Genomic DNA, 4,481 nt, shown 5'->3' with positions numbered 1-4,481 from the left:
AGCGATTAAACTGACTGATAGTCTGTCGAGACGATTCACTTAATGTTTCTAAAGAAATGTAGGAAAACCATTTATTTATGGTCATTTTTGTTTTATACTTATCCATGTTGTAAGTCCTTTGTTTTGGACTTGGATAAGTCATCCAACCCCATTATAAAGGACTTTTTTATACCATGAAACAGTTAAAATTTTAATGCAACACTAGTGGTCAGCAATATTCCAAATTAAATTAGAATTTTCTTGGACATTAATATTTGTTTGATCAAAACAATCAACTATTTGCAAAATCATAACCTCTATCATTTTTTAAATTTCTATATATTCTTGAGAAATTTCTTTTTGTAAAGCCATTTTCAAATTCGTTTTCGTAATTTTTAATTTATTGTGACTACTGGTTAAACGAACGACTTTTGGATAACCTTCTTCATTTTCCATTTCCGATAAAATACTACTCGAACCACTATTCCCTTTTGTCGAATGAGGGACTGGTCCAAATAAGACTAGTCGATAGTTCGGATTATAATGCATCTTTTTATATTGATATTTTTCAGCTTCATTATAATCCAATACCAATTCTACTCGATCTTTTGAAAGCCCATAGCTTTTGAAAATTCCATAGATATCATTGGTTTTAACCGAAGAATCCCCGATAATAACTATCTTCCCATCAGGAAATGTTTCATAAAATGATTCTTCTTTCGACGGGAGTAAATCAGACATTCCAATTTCACTTAGATATCCTTCAAGATAGTCATTGTCATAAGCATCTTTTAAGTTTCGTTGCAGTTGAAAAGCAGCTTGTGTTAGTACCTCATAAAATTCATTATGTGATATTTTCATTATAACACCTTCTCAATTAATTCTTTTCTTCTTTGAGAGATGATATCTTTTTGTCTGTCTAATAAATCAAGTTGTTCTTCGTATTCTAGATACTCCTTTACTAAAGTATCTTGTTCTTCTCTTGAGAGATTTGGAATTAAGATGGTTTTTAAATTTTTAATACTGATTGTCTCAATGACTGAACCAGTAGATAATCGTTCCAATTGCGCTTGACCCTCATCACTCTTTAAATACATCTCAATAAATGTTGGATTGACTTTTTCCTCATCTATCTCAATATAATATAAATTACCTGTTGCCAAGATCTTAGTGTTCTTAGGATTTTCGACCCTCGCAATTTTATACGGGCTAGACTTGGATATCACAAGATTTCCTTCTTTTAAAAAGTAATTGTGGTATTTTTCGTCTACATTTTTTAAATTAGGTAAATTTTTATTAATCGAAGAACTTTCAATGTCTTGTATTTTTAAATACTTTATACCTGTTTCTTTGGTTGTAGTCATTGTGTCAAGTTCTTTACGACTAATCATCGCGCCTCGGTTAATGCTTCGAGTTAAATCATCAATTGGTGTCATTTTACTAGCATCTGGTATGAAACCAAAATAGCGAATAGGCGTTAAGACGAATTCTTGTTTTTCGAAGTCTTGATAAGTGAGATGTTTACTTATTTCATTTTCTTGTTTATAAGCTTCTACGATTTCTTGAATGTTCTTATCCGTTAAAATATTTTTCATTTGACCTCTCGTACTAATCTCACTCGCGTCAACCATTCTTACCGTTTCATTATTTTGACTAAATATTAATAGCGTAAAAGGTATAGCGGTATGAGGAAATAGTTTTTCCGGCAGAGCTATGATGGCTTCTAACCAGCCTTCTGAAATAATCTTTTCACGAATATCATGATCTTGCTCTCTAAACAAGACTTGATTATACATGAGTACAGCTGTTTTCCCCCCTGGTTTTTGATTCGCATACGAACTGAGAATAAAAGCCCAGTCAGCTGATATATTATACTCTTCAATATCAATCAATTCGGTTAATGCTGTATTATCTTTTATTGTATCATCAATCCGAGGTTCTCGAACGCCTACTGGAGGATTCGAAAAAACTTTTGTTGCTTTAAAAGCTCTATAGTCTTGACTTAATATATTTCCTAACTTTAATTGAATTGGGAATTGAGCTACCTTTGCTCGAATGGTTGAAATGATATTCATTTGAATATTAATTTCAACTCCACAAACTTTCTCAGCACCCGTCTCCATTTTAGTTTCCAGTAAATAAGAACCAATACCCGATCCTAAATCTAAAACTGTATCATCCGACTGAACCTCTAATAATTCATTCACTAGTTTTGTCACACCTAAAGGGGTTCCAGATAAATTACTTCTTATATCATTATCTTCACTAAATAAAATTATTGCTTTCAATGTGTTCTCATCATAGTTTTCTGAAATAGATTGGATAATATCAAAAGGAACTTTTTGAATCACTCGATTGAGTTGGTTTAATGTATACTCGTCATTAAAATCTGAAGCTACAGATTCTATTAATTCTTCTCTTGATGATAATGGTTTATATTTTAATGCCAAATAACTAAGCTGTATGAGTAGAAAGATAGAGGTTTCTTCTTGAATGTTCCCTCTTATACCATTCAGTATATCAAAAGCTTTCTTCTCGTAGCTAACGTTTTTCAGCTCTTTATACGTTGTGTAATCCACGACATAACCTCCTATGGTTATTTATAATCATTTAACTTGAGGTAATCATACAACAAACCCACACACTTGTCAATGGTTATTTATAATCATTTTGCTTTTTATTTGATATTGTGATTATATATCGTTCTTTGATTATTTAATAATCTTAAATTTCAAGTTTAAGTTAGCCATTTGAAAATAAAAACCATTACCCTTTTCTAAGTAGTAATGGAATTGGTAATGGTTCGTATCATTTACGAGTTCTCGATAAAACAAAAAAGCCCCACATCAGGAATAAGAAATTCCCTAGTGGAGCTTTGTATCTAAAATGGAGTTGAGGGGGGGCTCAACCAAGCCCCTTCACATCAACGTTTATAGTGCTATAGTAATGGTTTTGGTAATGGTTTAAACTAAATTTTCACGCATACGCCTATGTTTTGTGAAGAAAAAGCCATAACCACACTTTAGAATTTCTACTCTATTTGAAGTATATTTTATGCTACATAGTTATAAAGTTTCCTAAACACTTCTCTTTACTATCAATCCGTTGTGTTTTGTACCTATTTTCAGTAATCTATTACAGAACAAATCCGAGTGTTTTTCGTATTAACTGTAAATGAGTCATGTGAATTTCTCATGGTTTGTTTGGTAACTAAATCATAGGCGTTCATTGATCTTTTTTCATTTCAAAAGCAAAAATGGTGTCAATTAATCAAAATTAGCCCATCAATACCATCTATTATAGAAACAATTTGACAAACAAAAAAGGAACACGCAACTGTACTTTGTAAATTCGCAGTTACTTGTTCCTTTTCATCTATATTGTATTAGTCTTCCTCTTCATCGTGGTAATCATCATCTTCTAGGGCTTCTTTTCCTAAAAAGGCTTGCAACATCCAGATTTTTGTATCTAAGTCATCTTTAAATTCAATTAGCGTATCCTCAAAGACAACATTCTCTTCTTCTTGCGCCAAGTGAATGGCACGAATCGTTAATTCACGAGTTTCTCTGAAATCATCGATGATATTGTCAACCATTTCTTCGGCTTTTATATATTTATCTGCTGGATCTTCTGATAGCATAGAATACTCGACAAGCTCTTTGGTTGTAGAAGCTGGTTTATATCCTGAAGCTAGCAGTTGTTCAGCTAAACGGTCAAACCATTTTTCATTATCATCATATAGTTCCTCAAATTTTTCATGTAAAGTAAAGAAGTGAGGTCCCTTTACATACCAATGATACTGATGTAACTTCACATGTAGTGTGTGAATATTCCCTAAAAGATGGTCTGTAATGGCTGCTGCATTTATTTTCGTATGATGCACATGATCTTTATATTCTTGTTCTTCTTTTAATCTTTCTTGTGGTGCTTTTTCTGACATGATTCATTCCTCCATTATTTTTTTGATTTTTTAAGTGAACCTACGCGGTTTTTACACGCGATCTTTTTACGCCATAACCTAAGTCTTGGATAGCTTTTTCTATGTCTTCAATTGATACAGTGTCGTCGAAGTTTACTTTTACACGGCTTGCATTGAACATCACTTTCAAGCTGTCTTTATCCACACCGTTTAAGTTACCAACACCATTTTCGATTTTTTGTAGACATGATGGACAAGTTAACGTTTCTAATTGAATAATTGCTTTTTGCATGATACATTCTCCTTTGAATTTTTATTTGTTATTTATTCATTCGATTTACCTTATTGACATCTATAGTATATCAGCTATTCAAGCTTTTAATCTTGATCTACATCAATTTAACGAGGTATTTTGTATTTCAATATTTTCATTTCTTACCTCTTATGCATCTATTCGTTACTGTCAAATTTTTTTGTTCTTAAAGGTCTATAACCGTTGTTCTATCAAGGAAAAGACAAAAAACACTTGCCCCTCCCTCATTTATCGGTAAAATAGTAGGTATCCGACTACCAAACTATCCCC

At 32.1% G+C, this 4,481-nt stretch carries 4 protein-coding genes; all 4 read right to left on the bottom strand.

Features of this window, described 5'->3' with window-relative positions; genetic code table 11:
* Positions 1-306: 306 nt before the first annotated feature.
* Positions 307-840 carry a hypothetical protein gene (locus ACYQ4S_RS10910; protein WP_459771126.1) on the bottom strand — a complete coding sequence of 178 codons (534 nt, stop codon included), beginning with the start codon at positions 838-840 and terminating at the stop codon, positions 307-309.
* Positions 840-2,558, bottom strand: a complete 1,719-nt coding sequence (locus ACYQ4S_RS10905; protein WP_459771125.1) for an N-6 DNA methylase — start codon at positions 2,556-2,558, stop codon at positions 840-842. The genes ACYQ4S_RS10910 and ACYQ4S_RS10905 overlap by 1 nt, the downstream gene beginning before the upstream one ends.
* A gap of 806 nt (positions 2,559-3,364) precedes the next feature.
* The gene (locus tag ACYQ4S_RS10900) at positions 3,365-3,919 is read right to left on the bottom strand and encodes a Dps family protein (protein WP_459771123.1); all 555 of its coding nucleotides are present in this window, start codon (positions 3,917-3,919) and stop codon (positions 3,365-3,367) included.
* Positions 3,920-3,959: 40 nt separating this feature from the next.
* Complete coding sequence (locus tag ACYQ4S_RS10895; protein WP_459771121.1) at positions 3,960-4,190, bottom strand: heavy-metal-associated domain-containing protein; 231 nt, start codon at positions 4,188-4,190, stop codon at positions 3,960-3,962.
* Positions 4,191-4,481 lie beyond the last annotated feature (291 nt).

The sequence above is a fragment of the Alkalibacterium sp. s-m-28 genome (assembly GCF_054658175.1).
The sequence above is the reverse complement of the archived record's forward strand: the minus strand, read 5'-3'. Positions and strand labels throughout refer to the sequence as shown.

What these genes read in the sequence shown, in the direction of transcription:
- ACYQ4S_RS10910 (WP_459771126.1), bottom strand. Translation starts at nt 840, where the DNA reads ATGAAAATATCACATAATGAATTTTATGAGGTACTAACACAAGCTGCT.
- ACYQ4S_RS10900 (WP_459771123.1), bottom strand. Translation starts at nt 3,919, where the DNA reads ATGTCAGAAAAAGCACCACAAGAAAGATTAAAAGAAGAACAAGAATAT.
- ACYQ4S_RS10895 (WP_459771121.1), bottom strand. Translation starts at nt 4,190, where the DNA reads ATGCAAAAAGCAATTATTCAATTAGAAACGTTAACTTGTCCATCATGT.